We start from the raw sequence: 23795 nt of genomic DNA, 5'->3' as shown, positions 1-23795 counted from the left end.
TCCCGGTGACTCAGGTGAAGACGAACTCCGCCTCGAGCTCGGCCCGCGCGGCCGCGATCTCATCCGGGGTCGCCTGGTTCTGCTTTCTGCGCTGCGGGTTGTCGAGCGCCCACGGAGCGACCTTGCGGAAGACCTTGCTGTCGCCGATCTGCGCGGACAGCGTGATCAGCTGCACCATCGAGGCGGGGTACGCCCACCCGGCGAGCTCAGCGCCCAGCGCCGTTCCGCCGTCTGTGGCGGCTTCCTCGAGCAGAGTTTTCGCCTCCCCCCAGAGGAGGCCGTCGCCCAGTTCCGAGATGCCGGTGCCGTAGCCGCGCAGAGTGACAGCCACGGCACCGCGGTGCTCTCGGATGAGCTGAGCGACGGTCAGGATTCCGGGAAGGCCGCCTGCTGGATGCGCTGGAGCAGACGGAAGTACTTCTCGGCGAGGATCGCGCACTCGACCATGTCGCGGCGCCCAAAGTCGTTCGCGAGCTCGTCGCCGCCGACCTTCCGCAAGACGACCTTGAACTGGTCGACCGGGGTCAGGCCGCTCGCTGACATCTCGTCGACCTCGTCGAGGGTGAGGCTCAGCGGAGCCTCGACGATCATCCCGTCCGTGAGGCGACCGATGGCGCGCTTCTCGACAATGATCATCCGCACGTCGGGGACGGCCGCGGCGATCGCCTTCTGTTCGGCTTCCTCGTCCCAGCTGTCGAAATCGTACTCGGGGGCGGCGGGTGCCGCGGTGTTGCGTGTGGTTCCGGCCATGACGGCCCTCCTTCGGATTATCGGGTTGGTGATGCGGTTGTCACTTCGTGACGGTACGGAGCGCCGTGATCATGCCGATCGCGAGCGCCAGACCGATGCCCAGGATCACGAGAGCTACGGCTCCCGCGAGTGCCCAGACGATGAGGTCCCAGGGCGTCATGGCCCCCCTTCGTGTATCGGGTTCGGGTTGAAGGCTGGCCGGGGCGGCCCGATAGCGCCCCGGCCAGCCGGTCCAGCCGCCTGGTCAGGCCTTCGCTGATTCGACGGAGTCGAAAGTGACAGGCACGCCGAGCTCGCTCTGCGTTCCCATGCGCGCGGACGCGGCCGACTTCGCGGGCGGGACGAGCCATTCGCGATAGAAGCCGCCGATCTCCTCGTTGAAGATCCACTCGAACGTCACCGCGCGGCCCGTGACCTCGCCGCGGGTCATCTGGTCCTTCTCGACCGCACTGATGCGGGCGAGACCGTTCTTGCGTTCCGACCACCCGTTCTTGAACTTCACCGCAGTGAACAGCGGGAAAACGTGGTCGGGGGTGAGCCCGGTCACGACGATCATTCCGTTCTCGTCCGCTGTCTTGCCGGTCACCAGGCGCCGGACGAGGGCGTCGAACTGCGCGAGGTTGATGACCACGTTCGGCTGGTCGTCGCCGGCGAGTTTGTGTCCCTGCTGGAAGAACTCGATCGCATCACCCGCGTCGCCGCCCTCTTGCGGACCACCATCGACCTTGAACAGGCCAACCTTCTGGTACCCCTCGGGCATGACCAGCGGTGTCGCTGCACCGTCCTTACTCGCGACGAACGTCTGCTTAGCCGCGCCTGCGTCGGTCGGGAGCTGCACGGCCGCGAACCCGGTAATGGGGACGCCAACCGCGGAGAGGTCGTTCCCCTCGCTGTCTGCTGACATTTCTCCTCCTTCAAGAGAAACAGACCACCCACATGGGCGGTCCAGTTGGTGATGGGTTGGCGTCGGTCACCAGGAACCGACAACCGTGTACTGACCGGTGAAGTACCGGCGAGCCACGTCGAGAGAGTCCGCCACGGGATACGGGCCGTTGAACCCGCCCCACTCCACGGACGCGATGGGGGAACCGTCCGAGGTGACGATCGCGTCATCCTGCAGAACGGAGTACAGCCAGCGCGCGAGATCATTCGCTGGCTTGTCATTCGACCGCGACCCGGCGAGCACAGACGCGCCGATGGACCGGTCGAAGGTGACCTCAGACAGGCGGGCGCCGGAGTCATCTCGGATGACGATCACCGGACGGGTGATCGGCAGCGCCAGACTGACCGGCTCCTTGTTCGAAACGGTCACGTTGTGGCCGTCGCGGTCGGCGCAGGCTCGCACATAGGACGCCAGCCACAGCTCAAGGTCCGGGGGCGTGACCCTAGCCACGACGCCGCACCGCCTTGAACGCCCGGGCGATGATCCCGAGCTTCGACTCGATCAGCAGCGTCTTCGCGTCACGGCCAACAGCACGCCACACGGTCCGGTAGCGCGCCTCACGCCGCTCGAGCACGAACCCGTCGCGGTACTCGCCGGAATCGACCGGCGCCGTCGACCGAATCGTCGACAGGCCCGCCTCCGCGATCGCACGCGTCTCCGCCACGATCTGGGGGCTCCGCAGGATGCCGTCCATCGTCCGCCGGTTGAATTTCACGTCCATGTCGCCGCTCTTCGCCACCGGACACCCCTTCCTCGGTCAGCCGACGTACCGCGTCAGCGGGATCTCGCGAGGCGGCGTCCACCCCGTCCACGGGAGGCTGTCCGCAGCGGGCGGGATGCCATCGATCGTGTACACGGGGCCGTCGAGGCCGTCCCGGATGCGGTCGCCCTTCTGGACGTCGAACGATCCCTCGCAGAACAATGACTTCGACTCCGCCGCTTGCTGCCGTGTCGCGGTCGCAAGGAGCGACGTCGACGTATGCGCGACAAACGCGCCCGGGATCACCAGCGGCTCCTCCGGGTTGCCCCAGTCGCTGTGCGTTTCCTCGTCGGAGTACGGGTCACGGACGAGGCCAGCGCGGAGCCTGTAGACGGTCGTACCGAACGGGAAGTTCATGTGTAACTCTCCGGCCAGAGACGGGAGATGGGCCGTTCGCTCGGGAAGCTCCCGCGCGCGGCACCCGTGGGTCGTGGCGCCGGGCAGAGCGACCGGAGGTCCGCGCGGTCCTGCGCAGTCCACGTCTCGGCATCCCAGTAGTCGACGCGCGCGGGCCCTATGGCCTGGGAGCGCACGCGCCGCGATCCGGCGGCGGGTGCTTCGGCGGCGACGCCGCGGAGGATCGCGAGAGCGTTCTTCTTCGCTTCTGACTCGTCGGGGAACGAGTCGATGCAGGGGGCGATGGAGCGTGCCGCGACGATGACGCGTCGCGCCACGTCCTCGGTCACGCCCGGGAAGTCATCGGGTGTGATCATCTCCATCGCCCCCCTGTCTCGTTACTTCTTGGGCTTACCGACGAGGCCGATGGCCTTCGCGTGCTCGATGCCCTCGTCGGTGTATTCATCGCTGCTGACCGGCGCGCCGCGGTAGGCGTACCGCTCGCCGCCGGAATTCAGCGGGAGCACGGCCACCGGGCCGATCACCTGCAGCTGCTCAGCTGCAGCCTTCTCGCCTGCCAACTGCGGTTCGGCGGCCTTCTTGGCTGCCGCGTCCTGCGCCTTCTGGTCGGCGCTCTGGTGGCCGGCCATCAGAGGCCCGTGCCCGTGAGCTGCACGCCCGCGAGGGGCTCGAGGACCACGGGCACCGTGACGCGTCGGCCGCGGAGCTTGTAGCCTTCGGCGTCTTCGTCGCGGATCGATTTGGTCTCGACGCCGAAGTTGCCGGCCGAGGCGTAGCCCGGTCCGCCGAGCTTCTCGTCGGCCATACCGCCGAGCTGGTCGCGGTCTACCAGCAGCGGGTTCGCGCCCTGGAAGTGGGGCGTGGTCGCCCAGGTCAGGCCCAGAGCGTTCACCGGGAGGCTGCCGTTGACGGCCGTCTCGCCCGCCTCGCGCGGCAGCGCCTTGTCGTCCACGAGCAGACGGATGACCTTGGCGTACTGCGTCGGACGCAGTACGACGGTGTCGAGCTCGAGGCCCAGCCCCAGGTCAGCGCGCTCGCCCTGGACCGAGATCATCGCCTCGACGGCCGCTCCAGCGCTTGCCCACTCGTCTGACGTGAATGTGCTGGTGACCTTCGACTGGATCACGGCCATGGCCACCGAGTCGACGTAGCGCACGATCGTGTTCGCCACGCGCAGGATGCCGCGGTCCACGTAGGTGCGACCCTGGCGGGCGATCTTCTCGTCCGAGACCATCGTGTCAAGGCCCCACTTGTCGGTCTTCGCCGACGCCACGGTGCCGTCATCGAGCACGACGAGGGGGAACTCGCCGAGGGGCGAGATCGCCTCGGGGTCCTCCGACGAGAACACGGGCTCGCCGGTCTCGTAGAAGATGCCGCCGCCGGTCGCGTCGAGACGCGCCTGCAGCAGGTAGTCGGCGATGAACCGCATCTTGGTGATGTCCGCGACGCGGCGGGCGATGAGGCTCCGGTTGGACAGGAACAGGTGCAGCTGCTCCGTGGTGAGCGTCCCCGTGGGGTGCGCCACCGGGTAGGTGTACGACATCTGGACTCCTCTCAGATGAACAGGACGTCGATGACGTCGTTGTCGGCGGCGGCGGCCTCGAGCGCGAGGCCGACGGGGTTGGCGGTGTCGCCGATCGTTTGGATCTTGCCGGCGGCTGCCGACGAGACCTTGATCCCGGCGGCGATCGCGCCGTTGGCGACCAGCCGGTGAACGCCGCCAGCACGGGTGAACACGGTCACGCGCTCCCCGGACTTGGCATCGAAGCCGGCAACGCCAACGACGGCAGCCGAGTCGGCTCCGGCGGGTCCGACCGTCCGGTTGCCAGTGACGTCCACCAGTCGCCCACCGGTGACGTCGGCCGATGCGGTGAAAGTCACCGCCTGGCCGGGCTTGAACTTGGGCAGGTAGTCAGCCATCTCAGGCCCCCTTCTCGGCCGCGCCGTACATCGCGTTGTAGAGCGCGTCGTCGGTGCTGGTCAGGGTGTCGGAGACACCCACGGGCTCGACGGGGACGCTGTTCTTGGGCACGGTCGCGAGGAACGCGACGGTGCCCTTCTCGTCGGTGTCGAGCTGCTCGCGGATCGCGGACGCCGACGCTGTGCTGATCTGACCGCTGCGGAGAGCGGCTGCGACGATCCCGTCGCGGCGGTCCTTCTCCTGCTGTGCGCGCGCCTCCGCACCCTGGCGGGCGTTGGCCTGCGTCTCGTTCCAGACGTTCTCGTCGACTGCCACGAAGCCCTTGGGCAGCGTCGCGACGGCGGGAGCGTCCTCGGTGGGGGCCTGCTCTTCGAGCGCCTCGTCGACCGCTGCGAGCAGCGCCTCGTCCGAGATGTCGGCGTCCTTCACGCCGAGCCGTTCGATGAGTCCAGCCTTGATGGTGTCGCTCATCGCGAGCGCCTCCTTCTGGTTGGGATTACCCGGCTCGGGCGAGCCCGGGGTCTTAGGGGAAACGGCGCGCGCCGCGGCGCGGCGGCCGTCCGATCGCGCGAACACCGACAGGTCGAACCGCGCCTTGGCGGATTCGGCGTCACCGTCGCCCTCGACACGATCAGCGAGCTTCTCAGCGACCGCTTCGTCGGCGGTGAGATAGCGGTCCTTCTCCATCTCGGCGAGCCAGTGCTCGACCGAGTCGCCGGACTTCGCCGCGTAGACGCTGGCGATGTTGCGGTCGTAGTGGGTCTCGAGGTCATCCGCGACGGATCGGAGGTCGGTCGCGTCACCGATGACGGTGCCCCACGCGTTGTGGATGTAGAGCTCGCTGTTCCGCATCATCACGAGCTCGTCGCACGACACCGCGATGAACGACGCCGATGATGCTGCGATGCCCTCAACGACCGCGACCGTCTTCGCCTTGTGCTGACGCAGGGCGTTCATGATCGCGATGCCCTCCCAGACCTCGCCGCCGGGCGAGTTGATGAGCAGGCGGATCTCGTCGACCTCGTCGGGCAGTAGGTCGAGCTCGCGGGTGAACTCCTTGGCGGAGATCCCCCACCACTCTCCGTAGCTGTCGATCGGGTCGTAAAGCCGAAGCGTCGCGACGCTTCCATCGGTCCTGGCCGATGGCGCCTCTGCGCGGATCGGGGTTCGCTCTGTACTCGCTCGCCCCGGCGGTCGGAAAGGGTTCATGCTGCCTCCTCGGCGGGCTGGTCAACGGTGGTGAGGTCTTCGATGGGGATGCCCCACCGGTCACGGACAAACGCGCGCAGCGGCGCATCGACGACGAGCGCCCCGCAGTCGACGAGCGCCTTGATGACCTCAGCGGTGATCTGCTGGCGCTCACCGATCGGCCCCGGTACGAGCCGAGGTGCAGGTTCTTCGCTGCCATAGTTCAGGTCGACGAGGTCCTCGATCACGTGCTGATCAACGACGTCGGCCAGGTGCTCAGCGATCGTGTTGAGCGAGTCCGTGAAGAACGACCCGAGCACTTCACTCAGCGCATACGAGCCCTTCGAGTTGTTGCCGCCGAGGCTCAGGAAGTTCGCCAGCACCGCACGAGCGATCTGCTCGTCGTAGTACCGGATGAACTGGTCCGTGTCGGGAAGCTTCCCCGTGACACCGACGAACTGCATCGACGCGCCGTGGGGCAGCCCGACCCCGGCGGCATCACCGCTACGCGCCTGCCGAGCGATCTCTTCGGCGTGCTCGATTTGTTTGTCGAGCCACTCGGTTGCTTCAGCGAAGTCCCACGATTCCTCAGGCTTCGCAGTCGTGACGACGGGCAGGCCGAGCCCGTTGCGTTCGGCCGTGAGCGCCTGGATGCGCAGCACTCGGTCCTTGAGCACGGACATCTTGTACGCCGCGCGGAGCAGGGACTCCCCCACCCAGTTGGCGCCCTCTCGCTCGTTGACGAACACAACGAGACGGTCAACAGGGATGCGGATGTCCGAGGCTCCGGCGGTGCCGTGCTGCTCGATGGCGTCGAGCCCGCCGTCCTTTGCGACGTCGAACTTGGAGATGGTGCGAGGGGGCCGCCACGCAAGCTTGCGCAGGTGGGTGCTGCCGTCGTCGTCGACCGAGTAGACCTGCTCGAACACGCTGTGCCCGTAGACCAACTCGAGCAGCGCGAGTCGGAGGAACTCGGTGAACGAGAATCGGTCTTTGCGTCGGCGCGGCGCGACGTAGGGCTTCCCCTTGATGGGCAGGCCGAGGTCGCGGGCGACGTGCTCAGTGACTTCGTCGCGGCATCCCGATCCGTCGATAACCCAGTCCGTGCGGAGGATAGGCAGGGTCACCGCGCGCAGCACTGACTTCACCTGTGGGTCTTCGCGGCGCATCCGGTCGAACACATCGATGGAGTTGGGCCACGCCAGGTCGGGGTTCCGCTCTGCGACCCACCCGATGAGCGTGCCCCACGTGACGACCCCGGGGTCCGCCTGATATCCGAGCTCGCCCACGGCAAACCTCCTAGAACTGGAATGTGGCGAGGTTCACCTCGCCACGCCCAACGTCGGCGCGCTTCACAACGCGCGGCGCCGGGGATGCCGGCTTCTGCTTCTTCGGTGTCGCCTCGGACTTCAGGACGCCCCACAACGCCCACGTGACGCCCTGAGCCAGCGAGATCGGCTTCGACGGGTCCGACGGTTCCCATGTCTCGCCGGCTCGGCCAATGTTGCGGGTCGTAGCGTGCTGCAGGCTGATTGTGACTTCGGGCTGATCACGGTGCGGAACAAGCCCGGCGTTCACGTGCTCGATGAACAGCGAGTGCGCGGCGGCGATCTCATCGTGATTCATCGCGAGGTACTTCACCTTTGCCTTGTCGAGTGCGGCGAGTACCGGTGCGGCGTTCTTCGGATCGAGCACGACGAGCGCGTTTCCGAGCTCAGCTTTCAGCGCCTTCAGGTCGCTGGAGACCCATAGCGTTCCGGCGTCGGTCTTGTGGTGCTCGACGGCGATCGAGTCGTCGTCGAAGCGGGCGGCCTTGCAGATCGTGGCGTACCCGCCGCCTCGTCCAAGCGCGAGAGAGAGCACGACACCATCGCCGAGCACCGCGGCACCAGGGTGCGCTTGCTTCGTCCACATCGTCAGGTCGAGCATGGACAACGCCTCGACGACCTCCTCGGGCCGAGAGGGCCAAATGGAAAGCCGCTGACGCGCGAATGCCTCGGGGTTGGTCTGTCCCATCCGGTCCCAGTCGTCCTGCACGGTTTTCCACGCGAGCCGAATGCCGAGCCCCGGGTTTCCCTGCCGCCACACCTCGGGGTCACCCAGGTCGATCTCCGCGGCCGTCTTCGGATCATCGGACCCGACTGGCGTGTGCTCGATCCATCCGGTGCGCTCGAACCCGCCCTTCCGCCCGCGATCACGGAGCCCCTCGAAGTACTCCCCGTCCTGATCTTCCTTCGGCACGGTGCCGGTGAACAGCACCTGCTTGTTGGGACTGGCGTCCGTGGCGGGAAGGAGCGCCTCAAGGATGGTCAGCGGCGAGTGCTGGGCCTCATCGACGATGAGGATGTCGAACGAGACGCCTACGCCGGCTGCGCCGGTGCGGGTGAAGAACACGAGGCGGTTGCCGTTCTTCAGCTCGATTGACCAGTTCCCGTTGCCCGTCGAGATCCCGGTGACGCCTTGCGCCGTCTGCTTCCCCCCACCCACGAGCTCAGCACGGAGCACCGGCGATCCGAGAATGGCGCGTCGGGCGCGGCGGAATGCCTCGCGCGCTGTCGCTCCCTCATGAGCGGTGTGACCAATCAGCTTGGGGGCGCCGTCTTCGCGGGGCCAGAGATAGAGGTGCGCGAGCTCGTAGGGCAGCAGAATCCCGCCCTTGCCCTGCTGGCGGGAGACGAGCTCCCCGAACTCGGTCGCCGCCCACTGACCGAAGGCGTCAACCGATGCGATCGCTTCAAGACTGCTCTCCTGCCAGGGATCGCACTGAATGCCCGCGAGATCGCTGATGTCGAGGATGTCGTCGATCAGCGACCCCACTCGGCTCAGCGGCAGTGTCCTAACCCGCGGCTCTTGCAGCCCGAGCTGCTCGGGCTTCGGCGAGTTGCTCGGCAAGGGTCATCTCCTTCGGCGCTTCGACCGGCCCGCGCGCCGCTTCGACCGCGTACCGGAGCTCCCGGGCGATGGGCGCGATCTTGGTCGGGTCCTTCTTGACGGTTTCCTTCAACGCGATGCGAAGGGTGTCGACGATCAGCTGTAAGTCATCCACCGCCGTCTCCTCGGCGGCGATCGGCTCCTCATTCGACGCGGCGGGCGGTGTCGGTGCGGACTGTCGGTATCGGCGGCCGGCCTCGGTGTGCGCGATCTGGCAGGCCTCGTCGACTGGGGTTCCCTCACGGAGGTGTCGACGGTACGCAGCGTCCGTACCGCAAGGGGCCTTGGGTCGCCCCATTCACCCCACCTCCTCGAATTCCCCCACACTGCGTATTACCCCCGCGGAGAGAGCTGCCCGGACCGTGCGGGAGGTGGGCAGTCAACCCGCGTCACTGGATTTCTCGGGCCCGTCGCAGCACCGGCCGGAGGGCTCGAGCAGATAACTTGAACGGCATGGTGAGCAGTTGGGCTACGGATCTGGGGGTTCAGGTCGCATCCGCCTTGATCGTGGCCCTTGTCGTGAGTTTCAGTGCCTACCTCACACCCTGGGGGAAGCGTCAGATACGGAGGCTGCGCGCAACCGTCGGACGGAGCTGGAACGCTCTACGCTCACTCCGGGTCACAACTCAGCGTCGCCTCGACTCAGAGATCGAGGAGGCAGTGCGGCTGGCGACCGCCGCTGCGAAAAGCGACCCAGCCGACGAAGCGCATGAAAAACGACACCAGGACTATGACGGTTGGGTTCTCGGCCCTGCTAGTGAAGCGCGCTTCTGGGAGCTGAGGAACCAGACCGGAGAAACCGTCACTGTCGAGGGGATCGTGCCATCTGGACCGTACTGGCCATTCGAGTGGGAGGAGCCAAGCTTCCCTGTGCGGCTCGCTCCAGGAGGATCTGTCTCGATCCGGGCCCGAAAACTTCGCTCCGGCAACCACCTCTTGCCCTGGATGAACGACGCGATGGCGAACGTGGTCTACGAGGACGAGCACGGAGACGAACGCGAAGCAATCATCTGGATCCTGGATTGAGATGCCGGGCAAGTGCCCCCGTGTCACGCTGCAGCAGCCGGCTTAGTCGACGTGGAACGGACCTTCACATCTTCTGCTTGGGCGAGCACGATCGCAGCCGAGGAAGCTGCCGATGATCGTATGGCGCCCGGCCGCCTTCTAGCTCGCCGCGAAGGCTGAGATGTCGATTGGGGCGTTATCGCCCTTCCGGCTGTTGCAGCTGCGGTGCATGGGTACGAGGTCCTGCCGCGTGAGATGACCGCCGTTTTCGAGAGCTTCCGGATGGTCGGCGGTGAACGACATCCGCTCGCTTTTCGGTAGCGTCGTGTCGATTGGCTGGCCACAGCCCTCGCGCGTCGGGGAACCGTACCCGCAGGGAAGGTTCTCGCGCGCGGTGCGCCGCTTCAGCGCAGCCTGCTTGCGCCGGTAGGCGCGGTGGCCTTTGCCGTCTCGAACGGATCGGCTGCTCACCGCGACACCTCCGACACGTTGCCCGTGAGCGTCCGCGGACGGTACACGCGGGCGCTCACCTATGCACGACCGCGCCTCACGCGTCCGCGATCGCCCCCGATGCAAGATGATCAGCGCTACTCGGCTCCACCCCTGGGGCGGCCGGGCGCCGTCTGGCTGAAGATGCAAGCGTTGCGTGAACGGTTAGGCGAGATCCCGGCCAGTCGGACCGGAAGATCAGGCAGGGCCGCGCCCGATGCGCGAGAGACGAGCGCGACCCCGAGAACGCCGAAAGCCCCACCCGTTAGGGTGAGGCTTTCGGACATAGTTCTTGTGCGAGGCACAGCCTATCAGCGAAACAGGCCAAGTTTTCAGAGCAACTCTCCACGGCGTGTCGGGTATCGAAGTCACCCTCGGGCGCTGGCCTGAAGCGGGGCGTGGACAGCGGTCCCCAGCAAGCCCTCGCTCAATGCCAGCCACGACCCTACGACGCGTAGGCGAACTGCTCGCTCAGAGGTGATGCAATCGTCGCGCCACTCCGTAAGCGGTAGCTGGTCTTGCGCCCGCGGCGGCTGGCTCTCAGCAGCAGCATCCCCATCGACATGTCCTCGTTGACGTCCTCACTGATCTCACCTGGAGCGTCAGGGACATCCTCGTCTTCGCTACGCATCACGAACACGACGAACTTGCGCGCCTCTGCCAGAGCGACGTTGGCAGCCCCGCCAGCAGCGGCGACGCGCGCAATGACCGCACTGATGTGCTCGTTTGGGGTAGCCACAACGAGCGGACGCGTGCCGTCAGGTGCGGCGTAAGGAAGGTTCACGCGTCGCGGTCCGACCGCGATGGACTTCATCACCCGTCGAGCCGCCGAATGACGGTCCATACCGACAGATCCCGGAGTCATGACATCTCCTCAAGTGACGCCTCGTAGGCGTCGTACACTTCGTCGAACGAAGAACGGAACGATTCTTGCACGTCTTCCTGAGAGTAGATAGCGCGTATGACGCGCTTTTTATTCTCGTCGTGCGGGTAGCCATCGTGTCGGTGAACCGTTCCGTGACGGCAATCGATGCAGACCTGCTCGACGTACTCGCCGTCCGAACCGCAGCGCGTCCAGACGATGGCATAGTCGACGAGCTGGCCATCCCACTCGACTCTCCTAGTGACGATGCGGTTGACTTCGTCGACCTGCATGACGTCGGCTGGCTCGACCCAGCACTCCTCAATGGGCGGCGGGGTCCACGAAACCGTACTCGCGACGTCACGAGCACCCGATCCACCTTGTCCCCCCGGCACGCCATCACGCTACCAGGCGCCAAGCGAGTCGCGACTCAACCGGACCGCGACGGTTCACGCAAGCCACCGCACCGCTCGCGCAATGAGACGTCAGTACTCTCGGAGCCGTCGCGTTTCCGCCACATCGGCAGGCGGCACACGGCGTCTATTCATCCTTCAACCGGGCGACGTCGCTCGGCCCAAAGTCGAACTCTCTCGCCTCGAACACGCGGGCCAGCCAGTCCGATACGGCAGCCTCGCTCTCTGCCTCCGTCTCCTGGACCACACGTGCACGGAAGTTCTCGGCGAGCTGTGGGTGCGTCTCCGCTAGAGATGCGATCGCCTCGTGGGCGATTAGCATCTGAACCTTCTCCAAGGCGTGCCCGCGCGCGGTCTGAGGCGCGTTCGGCACGTAAGGGTTTTCTTGAAGAACTGTGAGCAGCACTCGGGAGGACCCGTGCCGCGATCGTTCCTGAACGTGGGCCAGCTCACTCAACGATCGAACGAAGACACTCAGTCTGCCCCAACCAGCGGCGTCTACCCAGCGAGACGGTGAGGGCGCGACCCGTTGCATCTCCATGCGTCGAGCGCGCGCCGGCTTCAACCGATGTGTCCGTGCGCGAGCGACAGATTCGATCACGCCGCGCACGCACGTCATCGAGTCGTCGACATCCTGAAGCCACAAGACCCAAGCAGATTCCATCGCTGCAGCTGCCGCTCTGAGGGCTGCAGCCCTCTCTCGATGCTGCGAGCGAGTCGCAACACCCAGCAGATCAGTGAGTTCAGTGATGGCTCGGAATCGCTCGAGCTTGGCACGTAGGACAGCCGGATCGAACGCGCCACCGGTGACGATCCGTTCACGCGCGAACGCTCGGCGCGCCTCATCTCCACTCCGAGCCCACCGCTCCTCGAGAGACATCCACGCATGGAACTTTCTCAAGTCAATAGACTCGTCGTCTCGATGACGAGCAATCACTCGCCTGTAGGTCTGCCCCCAGCCAGTCAGCGTGCTGGACCGTTCCGACATCACGAAGTCATAATCTGGCGGCTCGTACAACACACTGAAGAACGAAGGTTCAGGCACGTCGTCGTCGAAACCCGAGATCGGACACAGGAGCAAGGAATGCAGATCCTTCGCTGAGACCCCCTGCTCCTTCCCGAGCAAGCTGATGCAGACGCGGACTTGGTTCAGCGGGACGACTGCGGCTCGAGCGATGAAGTCGTCGATATGGCACCGCTCGGCAGACTGAGGAGTGAGGCTTGCCGCGACAGTTCTCGATCCCATCGCGGCCGGCCGCCCGTGAAGGAACTCGGAGAGCGCGCCATAGTCGGCTGGAACGTCTCGGTCGACGAGGTGCGACGGCTGATGAGCCCAGGCATCACGCAGATACTGAGCGTCTGAGGATCCCGGCACCCGCTCAAATTCGTGAGAAAAGGCGATGTTATAGGTCCATCGTTCGATGTACCGCCTAGCGAGTGCGGCCGCCGCGTAGGTGTATCCGAACCGCAGGCACCAGACTATGCGGGCGTAGACATCGAGCCCCTCCCGCAACTCGGACAGCCACACTCTTGTGGTGGAGGTAGCCGCAGTCGTCTCCTCCCAGAACCACGGCGCGCCCATTCGATCCAGCGCCATGTCCCCGACAGCGACTGCAAAACCGCCCCGCCAGGCGACGGGTGGAACGCGTCCGGCTTCCGACATCAGCACTGATCGTGCAACGGATCGCGCCTCCAACCGGGACACGAGGGCGCCAGGGGCGACCCCGAGCAGGTCGTTGATCGACAGTGATGTTGCGCGTTGGATATCGGGGTCGACGGGTTCGTGCCCCGATGTCGTCTTAGGTGCGGAGCCGCTTGCCGCGCGCGCACGCCTATCTGCTTTGATTCTTCGCCCCGAGACCATGCGGATGACGTTAGCGGCTTGCACAGCCCAAATCAGTGCGGTTGGAACGCTCGTTCGGACGGCCTAGTTGCGCGACCTCCCTGCGGTAGGGCGGCCGACGCGAGCGCGCATAGTCTCGCGGAGTGCGAGCACCTCCGATTCACGGAACCACGTCACTCGCCCCATCGGCCCCTGCGTGATCGCGCGCGGCACGAGCCCTTCGCGCTCTCGCCAGCGCCTGAGCGTCCGCTCAGACCCGGCGTACTTCGCCCGGGCCGCCTCGTCCTTCGTGATCAGCCGGTCCCGCCACTCGGCGACAGCCGACACTTCGAGCGCCTCGTCGGCGTCCGCGTCAACGACGTGCGCAGCATCCGGGCGCTCGAGGCGGTAGCGACCCACCGCGTCGATGATCGACCAGAACGGGCGCACACCCTCGTCGTCGACCGGATGCCGCACGAGCACGGCCTCGGCGAGCTGCTTGACGTTGTCGGCGTCGTTCGCGATCTGGTCGAAGTCACCGAGGATCACGTTCGCGCAGCTGCGAGCGTAGTCGTATGCCGCGAGTGAGCCGGCGCCGGCGGGCATCCCGCCGACGATTCCCGACCGCGGGTCGACGAACACGGCCCATGCGCGCAGCGATCGCATCACGTCTTCGGAAGCGTCGATCAGATCGGCCGGTGTAGGCGCGGGCGACTCAGCGAGCATCCCGGATGAGACGCGGACCGAGTCGTAGACCGTCGCCCTCCGCGGGTCCGCAAGCGATCGCATACGTCCGACGAGGTCCGCCGCGTTCTCGAGGTGTCCACGCATCCGGCGATAGCAGCGGTCGCAGATCAGCACGCCATCGCGCGCGGCAGCCGGCGCGCATCCGTTGCACGCCTCTGGCGCGTTCGGCAGCTCGGCCTTTGCGGGCACGAGGCGCTTCTCAACTCCGTACCAGTCGCACGTGGCGTAGTGCACGTCAGGCACCGTGCATCCGAGCACGCAGGATCGTTCGGACATTCAAGGCTCCTCTCAGAACGGGATGTACTTGGTCAGGACGTCCACGAGCCGCCGTCGTCGAGGCGGGCGATGCGCGGCTCGTGTTGTCGCCTGCTGGCGGAGGTCATGCTGTCCGCCCGGGGTCTGCGATCTCGTGGCGCATATCGATGAGTGCGGCGGTGGCGCGCGCGGCGTCTCGTTGGCGTCGCTGGTAAGCGGCGACCTCGCCGATAGCCCGGAAGTAAAGGCCGGCCTCGCGGAGGCGCCGCAGTGTCCGGTCGTCAGCGGCTTGGATCGCTTCCTGGCGCAGCCGCAGTTCGGTGTCGACGATCGCGGCGAGCGCGCGTTCAGAACGGTTCATCGTCGGTGCCGACTCGCTCGAAGTGGGCGGTGAGCTTTTCCTCGTAGATCCGCCGCTGCAGCCATTCGTCGCGCTTGAGGCGAGCATCCCGGCAGGGTCCGCATTTCGTCTTCCCGGCGCCGTGCGGCATGTGGTCGTCGCAGAACATCGGCGGGGCATCCAGGATCAGCGGGCGCTCCGGCAGCACAGGCTCCTCCTCGCGGTCCTGCGCAACCGCGTCCCACGCATCGGCCCGCGCGGCGGCCTCCGCCCGCACCTGCGCCCTCGCCCGCTCCCGCGCTCGCTCGCGCCCGCCCGCGCTCCCCCGCCCCACAGCCACGGACGTCCATGGACGATCCCGCGCCGGCGGTTCCGGGGTCGAGATCCGGACGCCGCGCATGTCCACCCGCAGCGGGTGCAGCAGCAGCAGCCACTCGGCGCCGCCCGCGACATACGTCGTCAGGAAGTCGGCGTCCATCAGCGCGACGAGGTGATCGAGCACGTCGTCCGGCGTCGAGAACGTCTCCCGTGCGATCCATGCCGGGTCCATCGGTCCCCGGCCCAGCGGGTCGAGGTTCAGCCACAGCCACAGTGCGAGCGGCTTCGCCTCGTGCGGCACCTCGTCGAGGTGTCCCAGGTCGGCCGCGCTGATCATTCGTTGCTTCATTGACACCCTGGTCGTTCCCTCTCGCGAAGCCCTCGATGCACTTGTCGAGGGCGAACTGCAGATCGTGCTCGTGGACCGTGAAGCATTCGGTCCATCCCTTCCCGCCGCGGCCGAGCACCGCCTCGGCGTCGTCCCATCCGGTGAATGCCCGGGGGAACCAGCGCGCCAGCACGCGCAGCGCCTCGCGCTCCCACGAGGCATCCGTGTTCCGGGCGCAGACGATGACGTGGGCGCCGGCGCGCATGAGCTTCTCGACGCGGCTCCACTTCCACGCACGCCCCACCTTCAGGACTCGCGATGCCGGCCAGTAGACGACGTACGTCATCGCGAACGTCGGCATCGCGCTCATCGCGACATTCCCGATACGGTTCGGGGGTGGACGAGATCGCAGCCCTCATTGGCGGCCAACTGCTGAGTGCCGCGTGGGCTGTCTTCACCGGCGCAGTGGTCCCAATCGCGGCCGCCGGTGTCGCCGCGCTGGTAGTCGTGCGGCAGATCAGGCAGCTCGACCGACACCGGACCGAGGACCGCAGAGCCGAGGGTCTCCTGGCGCTCACCGAGCTTCTCGGCGAAGAGGCGGCCGTCGCTGCTGATGCGGGGATGTGGGCCAATGCAGTCGCGGCTCGCTTCCAGGCAAACGAGTCGCTCGTGCGGGCGTACGCGCTTCTCCCGGATGCCGATCTCCCTGTCGCGAGATGGATCGCGAAGGAGCGCATCCGGATGACTGAGGTGGTGGATCTGGCCGGTCAAGCTGGCGAGTTCGCCCGGCAGGAGCCTGGGCCCCATCGAGGAGAGGCGCTCAAGATCGCAGCGGAAGCTATGCAGACCTTGCTCGATTGGCAGCGCGGCGAACTGCGAACGAGCTGGTTCGAACAGCGCCTGTGAACCACAACTCATCTTGATCTCGCTTTCTGCGCAAATGTGAGCCCGCCGCGGCGGACGTTATGTACTTCGGTGGTCTTGCTGCACAGTCCGAACGTGTCGAGCCGGATCGCGAGCTGTCCGCAGGCGGCGCACGCGCGGTAGATTGCGGCGTGCATCTGGTCAATGCGCGCGAGCTCGGCTGCCCGCTCGCGGCGCACGTGCTCCTGACGACGGATGTCGAGCACCCAGCCCTTGTCGGTCAGCGACCATCCGCCGTCGGGGAGGGCGGCGACTTCGCGCGTGCAGCAGCCGAACTTGCATGCTGCCTTCATGACGCGAGCCCCATCTCGGCCTCACGCTCGCGGACCCACTGCCGCTCGTAGGCGGCGTACGTGACGCGCGGGTGCTTCTCCCAGTGCTCGAGGAGCTCGGGAGAGGCGTACGCGCGGGCGCGGCGCTCGTTTCCCATGAACAGCGAGCCCGGGTCGATCCCCGCCGCGCGGCCGCGTGCGTTCAGCAGCGCGCCGTTCGTCGCCTCCTCGGCGAGCATGTACGCCGCGAGACGCACCTCCTCGTACTCCTCTCGCACCTCCCGCCAATCAGCGAAGGCCGACCCGATGATGCTCATGCCGCGGCGCTCCACCCGCCGTCGTCGTCGAGGCGGACGCGGCCCCAGACGGAGTGGTTGATCGGGCACTGGCGCGGGTTCGCCCACGAGGGGACGATGAAGCCGGTGAGCTCGGCGGCCGTGGGGTCGGCGTGCACGGTGTTGTGGCAGGTGCGGCACAGGTGCACGAGGTTCGCGGGCAGGTGGTCTCCGTGGCGGCGCAGCTGCCGGTGGTGCATGTCGGTCGCACGTTCGGCGCCGCAGCGCTCGCACATGCCGCCGGAACGGTCCTTCACGACGGGGCGGGCGTCGGCCATCGGGTCAGCGTTCGCGCGGGTCATTTCTCGTCCCGCATCGACTTCGCGATCGACTGCAGCAGGGTCACGTCGCGCTCGACGGCCTCGGCGAAGTCCTTCGCGTACTCGAACATCAGCCACGCCTCGTCGTACGCGTCGACCGCACGCATGAGGCGCTCGTCGACGCCGTACGCGAGCTCGCGCAGCTCGGTCATCGTCGCGCCGCGGCCGTACTCGTCACGCAGCTTCTTGACGGCGAGGCCGAGCGCGATCTTCCGTTCCCGCTCTGCGTCCTTCAGCTTCGCGCGGTAGTCGGCGAGCGCGCCGGGCGCGGCGATGTTCTTCGCTCGCGCGATTGCGAGCGCGCCGACGACCTGAGCAGGGGTGGGTGACCACTGTGCGAGGAGGTCCTCGTCGAGGATTGCGACGTTCAGCGGAACGATGTCGAACCCGGCGGGGATGGTGACGACCACTCCCGAGGCGGGGTCGACGTGGTTCGGTTCGGTGCTCATCGCCGGCGCCCGCCCTTCCGCTTCGCGGCACGGCGACTCGCGCGGTTCCCGGGCAGGTGGTCCTGCGGACGGCGAACGGCGGGCCGCGCCTCGGGAGTGCGCTCGATAGCCACCGGCACGTTCGCGCTCGGTGCGGGCGCCCACGGGTCGGCGTCTGTGCCGGCGGGCGCCTCGGCGAGCGCTTTGCGCTTGGCGCGCAGCTGACGGTGCAGGGCGGTTCCTTCGGCGTCGGCGCGGAATGCGCGGGCGGCGCGTGCCTCGCGGTCGATCGTGTCGATGTCGAGGATCGTCTGCGCGGCTTCGATCTCGGCGGCCCAGTCGCGGGCTGCCTGTTCCTCGCGGGTGTCCCCCGGTTCTGGGTCGGCCGGCGCGGCGGGGCGCGGGTCGAGGAGCGGGGCGAGGATGTCGGCGAAGACGACGCGGTAGGCGTGGCGTTCGACCTCGGAGCCGAAGATCGCCATCGGCTTCCGTGCGCGCAGCTCGTTCCACTCGGGGTCGTTCGACTCTTGCTGCTCGTACTCTGCCCAGCTGATCGTGACCTTGCGGGGCTGCTGGCCGAGGCGGGTGATGACGACCCGTGCGGCGATCGGTGGTTCCCGGTCGACGTGGATGTCGGACCACTCGGTATCGGTGGCTGCGAGGAAGTAGGGCCCGTCGATGGCGGCGAGCTGGCCGGAGGCGAGCACGGCGGCACGAGCAGCCTCGACGGGGATGGTGCGGGGTTCGGGCATGGCTCACGCCTCCTGGAAGTTGAGGGTCGTGCGGCGCGAGGTCTTCGGGTGCTTGCGCTTGGCGGCGGCTTCCGCCAATGCGAGGTGCATGCGCAGCTGCTCGACGCGGGCGTGTCCGGCGGGGTCGGTGGCTGCCCACGCCGCTTCATCGATCGCGACGGTCTCGCTGACGGAGAGTTGGAAGCCTCCGGTCTCCCCCATGCCGACGGCACCGAAGCGGGTGGCGTGCGGGAGCTTGGCGATCGCCTTCTTGAGAGCGGCGTTCGCGGCCTTCTCAGCCTCGGCTGCCTTGGTCAGCGCGAGCTTGAGCGGGACCCATGCCTCGAGGGCCGCGGCGACGTCGTCGGGGAGATCGTCGACATCAGGACATCCGGCGTCACGCCAGGCGATGAACGCGTCGGCACGCTCGGTGAGCCACGCGATCATCTCCTCGTCACGCGCGACGACCTTCCACGTCGCGCCGTCCGCCGGCGGCTGGTCGTCCTCGTCCCGGATCTCGAAACCGTAGAGGCCGAAGTCGGCGCCCATGACGCGGATCTGAAACTGCATCTGCGCGTAGTGCTCGATCGGGATGCCATCGTGCTCCCACCCGTGCTCGTGCGACTTCACCTCGATGACGGCGAGGCGGCCGTCGCCGTCCCAACCGAACCCGTCCGGGGTCGCGCGGTGCAGGTCGTTGTCGCGGGCGGCCCAGAGCGCCGTGTTCGCGACGACGCTCTGCAAGAGGTCCGCGGCCTCGTCGAGGAGCGCGGCCTCTCGGGCGGAGCCGGCGCGGGTCGCGGCGTTGCCGCGGAAGCGGGCGCCGTTCATCTTCTCTTCGGCGATCGTGCGGCGTGCCTTGAGGCCGGCGCGGGCGATGCGCCAGGCGTTGGAGGCGGTGACGCCTTCGCCGCGCTCAGCGAGCCAGAGCTCGCGGTCAGCGTCGGCGGGGACGACGATTCGGGCGGTGGGCTGCTTCATCGGTTGTCTCGCTCCGGGAGGGTGTCGACTCGGGTCGTCCACCAGATGTCGACGTGGATGGTGTTCATGGACTGCAGGCGGGTGGTGCCGGAGCGGCTCAGCGCGCGGATCTTCCAGCGGACGCCGTCAACGGTGACGATGTCGCCGACCCTCAGCGGATCGGTCTTCGAGCGGGTCGGGATTGTCGCGGGCGCGACGTCGACGAGGGACATGCGGGGCCTTTCGGGTACAGGAATGGGAGGGTGCGGCGCGTGGGGGGTCGCGCCGCACCCGGTCTGGGGGGTTCTTGTCGCTCAGCGCCGAGCGCGGCGGTCCGCTCGAGCGAGGTGGATCATCGCGGCGAGGGTGATCGCGAGGATCACGGCGAGCGCTGCGAGCAGCATCGCGATCACCGTCGGCTCCCCTGCGTCTGCCGGCGTCGCGCGCGAGCATCGAGAACACAGATCGAGATCCAGGTGCCCCACGTCACGACGAGGGACGGGATCGCGAGCCACACGGGGATCTCGTCGGGGTAGATCACGAAGCCACCGCCTCGAGCTCGGCCTTGCGGAGGATGAACGGCAGGCCGGACGGGCGCACCCGGGTGGTCTGCGTCGGGTGGACGTTCCCTTCACGGTCGGTCCACGACGACGCGGTGAGCACGAAGTGGCGCATGTGCTTCTGGTACGGGAGCGTCGATCCGGGCTGGATGACGCCCGCCTCACGGAGGCGGCGGTAGAGCGTGTTCCGGCCGACTCTGCACATCTTCGCGGCGGACTCCATGGAGTAGTACCCGTCGGCATCCATCAGCTGGTCGTACGCCTCGACCTTGGGGGCGTCCTCCGCGACGCGAGCTTCCAACTCTGCGGCACGCTCAACGGTCGCGGCGAGCTCTCGAAGAGCTTCTGAGTACGACTGCGGCAGCGCGTGTTGCACGGCATACGTTCCGGTGCGACGGATGGCGGGGATGACCTCTTGGGTCAGCCACCGGCGGAAGGTTCGCGAGGCGGGCGCATCCGAACGTATGACGACCTCATAGATCCCCGGCTCGCTGATGATGGTCGCCTTCTGCGTGCGGCCGAGCCGGTCTTGGATGGGGTACGTCTGGCGTACCTCATCGTCTAGACGCTCGGCCACGGCCGACGCCGACCGCGCGAGACCAAGGGCCATCGCGACATCCGCGAGCACGAACCATGGCTCACCATCTATGACCACCGTGCGGATATCGGTTCCTACGAAGCGGAAGATGCTCAGCTCAGTCACCGGATTCCTCCTACGATCGAGGAATCGACCGAAGGAGCACCATGACCGCGCGCCACAATTTCCCGACAACCGCGAAGGAGCACGCGGAGAACGCGGTGGGCTACGCCGATGACGCCGCCCGTTCGATGAACGAGGCCACGAGTGCTGGGGATCGTGACCGCGCATTCGAATCGCTCAGCTTCGCTGTCCTTGAGCTGAGTCGGGCCGTCGCGAAGATCGCGGCGGCTCGCAACCTCTGAATCGATCTGGTCGGCTAGCCCGCGCAACCGCTGCACGACAACGCCAGCGATCTCGGATGTCACATACCCATCGGTGATGCGGCCGACCAGTTCGGTCATGTCGATCCGATAGTCGCGCCCCAGCACCGCGCGCACCAGCGAGCCCCTCGCAGACGCAGCGGACGCCTCGGACGCAAGCCTCGTGTCCCGACACGGCCCGCACGGAGCGGTCGCACCGGCCGGGTGGTCGGCGCAGAACGGCGACGGGGCGGTCATGACGCCACCGCCTCGGCCGGGTCGATGACGCGCGTCGTCATCCACGCGTCGAGGTCGACCGGATAGAAGACATTCAGGCGGCCCTGCTTGAACATCTTCGGGCCCCGACCAGCGGCGAGCAGGTTACGAAGGGTCTGATGGGCGATGCCGCAGTACTCAGCGGCGCGCCGAGTGCTCAGAACCGGCCCGGTCCGTTCGATCGACGCGCTCACGATGCTGCCGGCCGATCCGCGCGAACGAAGCGTTCCTCAGCACGCTGAACCAGAACGTCAGGTGTCATCCCGAGCCAGTGAGCGACGTTGCCCAGTTCAACGACGTTGAAGGGCGTAGCGCCGTTCAACCTACGGCCTGCCGTATGAGGCGTGATGCCGAGCGCCCCGGCCATCTCGCCCGCAGTCCTCTTCTGCCGTGCCATCTCGGCTCGGACCTCCCCCGCTAGCAGGCCCGCGATCACCGCTCCGACCAGTGAGTGATTTGTCATGTGGATCACTATGGATGACAAATCATGCGGCGTCAACTTTGTCATGCGGGTTGACGAAAAATCATGCAGGCGAGATCATGATCCCGTGGACAACTACGGCGAACGCTTCTCGGAAGCTCTTGTCTCTGAGATCAAGGCAGAGATGGGGCGACGGGACCTCTCGTCGCGCAAGCTCGGCGCGATGATCGGAGAGTCTTCTCAGTACATGTCGATGCGGCTCGACGGCGGCAACCCTCGCACGGGGGAACGGGTGACGCTCAATGTCAAGGATCTGTCGGCGATCGCCGAAGCGTTGGACCTCAAGGTCACTGACCTCACGCTTCGCGCTCACCAGCGAGCACTCGGGGTCGACCCTCATCTCATGGCCGAGAGCACTGAGATCGACTCCCGATCTGCGACGAATGTCGTGCATGGCCGATTCGGCGCGAGTGCCCCGGAACTGGACGAGCGCGCGATCGCCAAGAAGAAGAGCCGGGACCGCGGGGAGGACCCTGAGCCGTGAGGGACCGACACATCCGCCAGACCATCCAAGATCTCGGAGTGAGCGTCCGCTACACACCACTCGCAGACGACCGAGACGGCGAATACCTGCACCACCGACGCCTGATCCGTCTCCAACCCGGCATGCCCCGGCGGCTGCACCGCTCCGTCCTCGCACACGAATGCGCACACGCAGTGTTCGGCGACGAACCAGCCCACTTCGGCCTCATCAACGCGAAGATGGAACAACGCGCCGACGAATGGGCCGCACTCCGCCTCATCGACATCGACGAGTACAAGCTCGCGGAGTCCATCCACTCCGGCCACACCGACGCAATCGCGCTCGAGCTAGACGTCACCGTCGACCTAGTAGAAGCCTTCCAGCGCACCCTCACCCGATTCGGCGACACCGTCTACCACCGCCCACGCATGGGCGCCGGTATGTGGCAGCACCGAGAGACGGTCCACTGATGGCCCGCCCACCCCTCGAACTTGAGACCTGGGGAAAGATCCGACGCACCACAATCGGCGGCAAGCCCACCGCAGTCGCCAACTACCGCGACTCCGACGGCATCACCCGTCGAATGCAGCGGGATGGCCGGACGCCGGCCGAAGCGGAACGCAACCTGATCCGCGCGTTGAAGGCGCGGCTCGCACCGTCCAGCGAAGACCTCACGTCAGCGACGACGATCTCCGAGCTCGCGGTGAAGTGGATCGACTCACGAGGCCGCCTGGCCGAAGGCTCGATCCGCACCTACAGGAACGCGATCAAACACATCGACCGCGGGCTCGGCTCCGTCCGACTGCAGGAAGCGACAGTCCCCAAACTCGACCGCTTCATCATCGCCGTCGCCTCATCATCCGGACACGGCATCGCTTCCACCGTTCACGTCGTGCTGCGTGGGATGTTCGCCCTCGCAGCACGACACGGCGCCGTCCGCACCAATCCGATGATCGACGTCCCCAAACCCGAGCGACCAAAGCGAGTCCGCCGCGCGGCCGCACCTGACGTCACGGTCGTCCGCGGCATCCGCGCCCGATTCGCCGAGTGGGACGCCGGCACCGAGCCACGCCCCGAGGGCGACCGCCGACGCCGGCTCCCCCGCGCAAGCGCCCTCCTCGACACAACCGACATGATCATCGGCACCGGCATGCGCACCGGCGAACTGCTAGCGCTGAAATGGGACGCGGTGAACCTCACCGAGCGACTCGTAACCATCCGGCGCACCGTGGGACAGGACCGAAACGAGCGATTCTTCGTCCAGGAGTTCACCAAGACCGACGCGGGATACCGCGAGCTCGAGCTGCCCGCCGAGGTCGTCGAGATGCTGCTGCGGCGCCGCGTCGACTCCCATAGCGAGTTCGTGTTCCCCTCGGCGGTCGGCACGCTCCGACTGCCCCCCAACTACCGCACGAGCTGGCGCGCCGCTCTCGCCAGCACGCCTTACGCGGGCGTCACTCCCAAGAGCTTCCGCAAGACGGTCGCGACGGTGGTGCGCGACGCGCTCGGCATCGAGGCAGCGAAGGAGCAGCTCGGGCACGAGGACAAGAAGACCACGGAGGCCCACTACGCGGATGAGGTCCACCGTGGGCCAGCGACCGCAGGCGTTCTTTCAAAGCTATTCACGTGAGCCCATTCGCGGGTGGAAACGCTCCAGGAACAAATCTTCACTCAGCT

Annotated in this window: 38 protein-coding genes; 5 read left to right on the top strand and 33 right to left on the bottom strand. The window is 67.0% G+C overall.

Features of this window, described 5'->3' with window-relative positions; genetic code table 11:
* Positions 1 to 10 precede the first annotated feature (10 nt).
* The 14 genes from DEU36_RS14385 to DEU36_RS16055 form a co-directional block, all read right to left on the bottom strand.
* Complete coding sequence (locus DEU36_RS14385; RefSeq protein ID WP_259455390.1) at positions 11 to 331, bottom strand: hypothetical protein; 321 nt, start codon at positions 329 to 331, stop codon at positions 11 to 13.
* A gap of 35 nt (positions 332 to 366) precedes the next feature.
* Positions 367 to 750 (bottom strand): hypothetical protein, encoded by a 384-nt coding sequence (locus DEU36_RS14380; protein ID WP_120264999.1) that lies wholly within the window; start codon positions 748 to 750, stop codon positions 367 to 369.
* Between the two features lie 244 nt (positions 751 to 994).
* Positions 995 to 1654, bottom strand: coding sequence for a hypothetical protein (locus DEU36_RS14375; protein ID WP_120264998.1), 660 nt, complete (start codon positions 1652 to 1654; stop codon positions 995 to 997).
* Positions 1655 to 1720: 66 nt separating this feature from the next.
* Positions 1721 to 2062: a hypothetical protein gene (locus DEU36_RS14370; protein ID WP_259455389.1), complete on the bottom strand. Its 342-nt coding sequence runs from the start codon at positions 2060 to 2062 to the stop codon at positions 1721 to 1723.
* Positions 2063 to 2135: 73 nt separating this feature from the next.
* Positions 2136 to 2414: an HK97 gp10 family phage protein gene (locus DEU36_RS14365; RefSeq protein WP_147374431.1), complete on the bottom strand. Its 279-nt coding sequence runs from the start codon at positions 2412 to 2414 to the stop codon at positions 2136 to 2138.
* A 36-nt stretch (positions 2415 to 2450) separates the two neighbouring features.
* Entirely contained in the window at positions 2451 to 2810 is a 360-nt protein-coding gene (locus DEU36_RS14360; protein ID WP_120264995.1) for a hypothetical protein, read from the bottom strand.
* Positions 2807 to 3166, bottom strand: coding sequence for a hypothetical protein (locus DEU36_RS14355; protein ID WP_147374430.1), 360 nt, complete (start codon positions 3164 to 3166; stop codon positions 2807 to 2809). The genes DEU36_RS14360 and DEU36_RS14355 overlap by 4 nt, the downstream gene beginning before the upstream one ends.
* A 21-nt stretch (positions 3167 to 3187) precedes the next feature.
* Positions 3188 to 3439: a hypothetical protein gene (locus DEU36_RS14350; protein WP_120264993.1), complete on the bottom strand. Its 252-nt coding sequence runs from the start codon at positions 3437 to 3439 to the stop codon at positions 3188 to 3190.
* A complete protein-coding gene (locus DEU36_RS14345) occupies positions 3439 to 4353 on the bottom strand; it encodes a hypothetical protein (RefSeq protein ID WP_120264992.1) in 915 nt (304 codons plus the stop codon). Before DEU36_RS14345 ends, DEU36_RS14350 begins: the two co-directional genes overlap by 1 nt.
* An 11-nt stretch (positions 4354 to 4364) precedes the next feature.
* A complete protein-coding gene (locus DEU36_RS14340; protein WP_120264991.1) occupies positions 4365 to 4730 on the bottom strand; it encodes a DUF2190 family protein in 366 nt (121 codons plus the stop codon).
* Between the two features lies 1 nt (position 4731).
* Positions 4732 to 5940, bottom strand: a complete 1209-nt coding sequence (locus tag DEU36_RS14335; RefSeq protein WP_120264990.1) for a head maturation protease, ClpP-related — start codon at positions 5938 to 5940, stop codon at positions 4732 to 4734.
* Positions 5937 to 7208, bottom strand: a complete 1272-nt coding sequence (locus DEU36_RS14330) for a hypothetical protein (protein WP_120264989.1) — start codon at positions 7206 to 7208, stop codon at positions 5937 to 5939. The genes DEU36_RS14335 and DEU36_RS14330 overlap by 4 nt, the downstream gene beginning before the upstream one ends.
* Before the next feature lie 10 nt (positions 7209 to 7218).
* A complete protein-coding gene (locus DEU36_RS14325) occupies positions 7219 to 8811 on the bottom strand; it encodes a hypothetical protein (protein WP_147374429.1) in 1593 nt (530 codons plus the stop codon).
* Complete coding sequence (locus DEU36_RS16055; RefSeq protein WP_147374428.1) at positions 8756 to 9148, bottom strand: hypothetical protein; 393 nt, start codon at positions 9146 to 9148, stop codon at positions 8756 to 8758. Before DEU36_RS16055 ends, DEU36_RS14325 begins: the two co-directional genes overlap by 56 nt.
* 155 nt (positions 9149 to 9303) lie before the next feature.
* On the opposite strand from DEU36_RS16055, the gene DEU36_RS16050 reads away from it, so the two are divergent.
* Positions 9304 to 9876, top strand: a complete 573-nt coding sequence (locus tag DEU36_RS16050; protein WP_147374427.1) for a hypothetical protein — start codon at positions 9304 to 9306, stop codon at positions 9874 to 9876.
* Positions 9877 to 10014: 138 nt separating this feature from the next.
* On the opposite strand, the gene DEU36_RS16045 is transcribed toward DEU36_RS16050, so the two are convergent.
* The 7 genes from DEU36_RS16045 to DEU36_RS14285 all read right to left on the bottom strand — a co-directional run bounded on the left by DEU36_RS16045 (position 10015) and on the right by DEU36_RS14285 (position 15402).
* Positions 10015 to 10326 carry an HNH endonuclease gene (locus tag DEU36_RS16045; RefSeq protein ID WP_147374426.1) on the bottom strand — a complete coding sequence of 104 codons (312 nt, stop codon included), beginning with the start codon at positions 10324 to 10326 and terminating at the stop codon, positions 10015 to 10017.
* A gap of 463 nt (positions 10327 to 10789) precedes the next feature.
* Positions 10790 to 11161: a hypothetical protein gene (locus tag DEU36_RS14310; protein WP_147374425.1), complete on the bottom strand. Its 372-nt coding sequence runs from the start codon at positions 11159 to 11161 to the stop codon at positions 10790 to 10792.
* A gap of 44 nt (positions 11162 to 11205) precedes the next feature.
* Positions 11206 to 11601 (bottom strand): hypothetical protein, encoded by a 396-nt coding sequence (locus tag DEU36_RS14305; protein WP_147374424.1) that lies wholly within the window; start codon positions 11599 to 11601, stop codon positions 11206 to 11208.
* Between the two features lie 145 nt (positions 11602 to 11746).
* Positions 11747 to 13282, bottom strand: a complete 1536-nt coding sequence (locus DEU36_RS14300; protein ID WP_147374423.1) for a hypothetical protein — start codon at positions 13280 to 13282, stop codon at positions 11747 to 11749.
* A gap of 264 nt (positions 13283 to 13546) precedes the next feature.
* Complete coding sequence (locus DEU36_RS14295; protein ID WP_120264982.1) at positions 13547 to 14464, bottom strand: hypothetical protein; 918 nt, start codon at positions 14462 to 14464, stop codon at positions 13547 to 13549.
* Between the two features lie 103 nt (positions 14465 to 14567).
* The gene (locus tag DEU36_RS14290) at positions 14568 to 14804 is read right to left on the bottom strand and encodes a hypothetical protein (RefSeq protein WP_120264981.1); all 237 of its coding nucleotides are present in this window, start codon (positions 14802 to 14804) and stop codon (positions 14568 to 14570) included.
* Positions 14791 to 15402, bottom strand: coding sequence for a hypothetical protein (locus tag DEU36_RS14285; RefSeq protein ID WP_147374422.1), 612 nt, complete (start codon positions 15400 to 15402; stop codon positions 14791 to 14793). The genes DEU36_RS14290 and DEU36_RS14285 overlap by 14 nt, the downstream gene beginning before the upstream one ends.
* A gap of 423 nt (positions 15403 to 15825) precedes the next feature.
* On the opposite strand from DEU36_RS14285, the gene DEU36_RS14280 reads away from it, so the two are divergent.
* Positions 15826 to 16335, top strand: a complete 510-nt coding sequence (locus DEU36_RS14280) for a hypothetical protein (RefSeq protein ID WP_120264979.1) — start codon at positions 15826 to 15828, stop codon at positions 16333 to 16335.
* Positions 16336 to 16343: 8 nt separating this feature from the next.
* Here the strand turns inward: DEU36_RS14280 and DEU36_RS14275 are convergent, their stop codons facing one another.
* From DEU36_RS14275 to DEU36_RS16425, 12 genes are all read right to left on the bottom strand, one after another.
* On the bottom strand, positions 16344 to 16646 hold the full coding sequence (locus DEU36_RS14275; RefSeq protein WP_120264978.1) for a hypothetical protein: 303 nt from the start codon (positions 16644 to 16646) through the stop codon (positions 16344 to 16346).
* Positions 16643 to 16942, bottom strand: a complete 300-nt coding sequence (locus tag DEU36_RS14270; RefSeq protein WP_147374421.1) for a hypothetical protein — start codon at positions 16940 to 16942, stop codon at positions 16643 to 16645. The genes DEU36_RS14275 and DEU36_RS14270 overlap by 4 nt, the downstream gene beginning before the upstream one ends.
* Entirely contained in the window at positions 16939 to 17238 is a 300-nt protein-coding gene (locus DEU36_RS14265; RefSeq protein WP_183045413.1) for an HNH endonuclease, read from the bottom strand. The genes DEU36_RS14270 and DEU36_RS14265 overlap by 4 nt, the downstream gene beginning before the upstream one ends.
* A gap of 20 nt (positions 17239 to 17258) precedes the next feature.
* A complete protein-coding gene (locus tag DEU36_RS14260; RefSeq protein WP_120264975.1) occupies positions 17259 to 17729 on the bottom strand; it encodes a hypothetical protein in 471 nt (156 codons plus the stop codon).
* Positions 17726 to 18460: a hypothetical protein gene (locus DEU36_RS14255; protein ID WP_120264974.1), complete on the bottom strand. Its 735-nt coding sequence runs from the start codon at positions 18458 to 18460 to the stop codon at positions 17726 to 17728. The genes DEU36_RS14260 and DEU36_RS14255 overlap by 4 nt, the downstream gene beginning before the upstream one ends.
* 3 nt (positions 18461 to 18463) lie before the next feature.
* A complete protein-coding gene (locus DEU36_RS14250; RefSeq protein WP_120264973.1) occupies positions 18464 to 19420 on the bottom strand; it encodes a hypothetical protein in 957 nt (318 codons plus the stop codon).
* On the bottom strand, positions 19417 to 19632 hold the full coding sequence (locus tag DEU36_RS14245; protein ID WP_120264972.1) for a hypothetical protein: 216 nt from the start codon (positions 19630 to 19632) through the stop codon (positions 19417 to 19419). Before DEU36_RS14245 ends, DEU36_RS14250 begins: the two co-directional genes overlap by 4 nt.
* Positions 19633 to 19808: 176 nt before the next feature.
* Entirely contained in the window at positions 19809 to 19940 is a 132-nt protein-coding gene (locus DEU36_RS16360; protein WP_259455388.1) for a hypothetical protein, read from the bottom strand.
* Positions 19937 to 20662, bottom strand: coding sequence for a BRO family protein (locus tag DEU36_RS16165; protein ID WP_220700936.1), 726 nt, complete (start codon positions 20660 to 20662; stop codon positions 19937 to 19939). The genes DEU36_RS16360 and DEU36_RS16165 overlap by 4 nt, the downstream gene beginning before the upstream one ends.
* Positions 20659 to 21036: a hypothetical protein gene (locus tag DEU36_RS16235; protein WP_220700935.1), complete on the bottom strand. Its 378-nt coding sequence runs from the start codon at positions 21034 to 21036 to the stop codon at positions 20659 to 20661. Before DEU36_RS16235 ends, DEU36_RS16165 begins: the two co-directional genes overlap by 4 nt.
* A 116-nt stretch (positions 21037 to 21152) precedes the next feature.
* Positions 21153 to 21368, bottom strand: coding sequence for a helix-turn-helix domain-containing protein (locus tag DEU36_RS14235; RefSeq protein WP_183045411.1), 216 nt, complete (start codon positions 21366 to 21368; stop codon positions 21153 to 21155).
* Positions 21365 to 21571 (bottom strand): helix-turn-helix domain-containing protein, encoded by a 207-nt coding sequence (locus DEU36_RS16425; protein ID WP_396652175.1) that lies wholly within the window; start codon positions 21569 to 21571, stop codon positions 21365 to 21367. Before DEU36_RS16425 ends, DEU36_RS14235 begins: the two co-directional genes overlap by 4 nt.
* 151 nt (positions 21572 to 21722) lie before the next feature.
* Between DEU36_RS16425 and DEU36_RS14225 the strand changes: the two genes are divergently transcribed.
* The 3 genes from DEU36_RS14225 to DEU36_RS14215 are packed head-to-tail and all read left to right on the top strand — an operon-like array spanning position 21723 to position 23748.
* Positions 21723 to 22139, top strand: a complete 417-nt coding sequence (locus DEU36_RS14225; protein WP_120264969.1) for a hypothetical protein — start codon at positions 21723 to 21725, stop codon at positions 22137 to 22139.
* Positions 22140 to 22177: 38 nt separating this feature from the next.
* The gene (locus tag DEU36_RS14220; protein WP_183045410.1) at positions 22178 to 22588 is read left to right on the top strand and encodes an ImmA/IrrE family metallo-endopeptidase; all 411 of its coding nucleotides are present in this window, start codon (positions 22178 to 22180) and stop codon (positions 22586 to 22588) included.
* The gene (locus tag DEU36_RS14215; protein ID WP_183045409.1) at positions 22588 to 23748 is read left to right on the top strand and encodes a site-specific integrase; all 1161 of its coding nucleotides are present in this window, start codon (positions 22588 to 22590) and stop codon (positions 23746 to 23748) included. The genes DEU36_RS14220 and DEU36_RS14215 overlap by 1 nt, the downstream gene beginning before the upstream one ends.
* Positions 23749 to 23795: the final 47 nt, after the last annotated feature.

This window comes from Microbacterium sp. AG238, from assembly GCF_003610405.1.
GTDB lineage: Bacteria > Actinomycetota > Actinomycetes > Actinomycetales > Microbacteriaceae > Microbacterium.
Note: the sequence above shows the minus strand (reverse complement) of the source record. Positions and strands in the feature narration are given on the sequence as shown.